This window comes from Vibrio sp. 1F253 (assembly GCF_041439295.1).
Lineage (GTDB): Bacteria > Pseudomonadota > Gammaproteobacteria > Enterobacterales > Vibrionaceae > Vibrio > Vibrio tasmaniensis_A.
In genome coordinates this window covers 1-1,363 of the sequence record NZ_JBGONU010000138.1, presented here as the reverse complement: position 1 = coordinate 1,363, position 1,363 = coordinate 1, and the positions used below count along the sequence as shown (strand labels likewise).

The window sequence follows — 1,363 nt, the reverse complement described above, 5'->3', positions numbered from 1 at the left end:
TTTGAAAAGCGAAATGTCGCTTAGCTAAGTGTCCAGTCTGACTGGAGCAGATCACCAGATAGTAATGTCCGGTTTGAGCAATTTTAAAATGTCCTCCTAAGCTTACCTATATTGGTCTGCTTAGGAGTTATCCGGATGCTTATTACTATGAGTGAAAAAGATATTCATCGATTTAAGGTTCTGACTGACGTACGTGAAAAACGACTACGCCAAGTTGACGCTGCTATCATTTTGAACCTGTCTGCGCGTCATATCCGACGTTTGGTAAACAAACTTGTCTCTCTTGGCGCGCAAAGTCTTACACACGCAGCGCGTGGCCGCCCAAGTAATCGACGCTACTCAGAACATTTCAGAATTGAAATACTGAAACTTATCCGTGAGCATTACTCTGACTTCTCACCAACGTTCGCTCTGGAAAAACTGACTGAACTGCACAATCTGGCCGTCTCTAAAGAAACACTCCGTCAATGGATGATCGCTGACGGGCTGTGGCTTCCACATGCGCAATGAAAACCTTGGGTCTATCAGCCTCGTTACCGTCGTGATTGCTTGGGTAAACTTATCCAAATTGACGGCTCCCATCATGACAGGTTTGAAGGCCGCAGCGACAAATGCTGCCTATTGGTGTTCATTGACGATGCGACTGGCCGCTTGATGAACCTAAGATTCAGCGAGACGGAATCCGCTTTTGACTACATGTTAGCGACGCGTGAATACCTCGACGCGCACGGTAAACCCATCGCATTTTACAGCGACAAACATTCCATATTTCGAGTGAATCAGGAGAAACACAAACAAGTTGGCCAAACCCAATACGGGCGCGTGCTGAAAGAGCTGGCGATAGAACTCATTTGTGCCAAAGGCCGTGTTGAGCAAACCAACGTCTGGCCGCTGCTTTGCTAAGCCCGCTCAATAATTTGTTAATTTACACGGTCAGATAGATGAACTACATAAGCGCCCTGCTAAGGAAAATCTTTTGCCATTTCGTGGTGGTCGCTGAATGAAGTCAGCGCCGTGGATTCCGACTAAGCACAAATTTAAGTAGATACAAAAAAGCCCGCAAAGTGCGGGCTTTAATTTATCATAAGTTTTGTTGGTAACGCTTTAATCTGTCTGTCTTAAGCTCATCACACATATCTGACATTAATGCAGTTATTCTACCATCCTCAAATCCATGCCATTCATTAACTTTTTTCAATACTTTTTTGAAAAGCTTAGGCTCTAATCTATTGCCAAGTTGTACCCCAAAAGCAGTTGGGAAAATATTATTGAAACTCGTCCTTACACTTTCACAATTTGGGGCTAAGGCGGCTTTGTTGCGTAATTAAATTTAAAGATAGAACAACCCCGTTTCGCGTATTTC

The 1,363-nt window shown here is 44.1% G+C and carries 1 pseudogene; it reads left to right on the top strand.

Annotated features, from left to right (window positions below):
• Positions 1 to 147: 147 nt before the first annotated feature.
• Positions 148 to 882 (top strand): annotated as a pseudogene (locus tag ACED28_RS23220) (ISNCY family transposase); the annotation flags it as partial.
• Positions 883 to 1,363 lie beyond the last annotated feature (481 nt).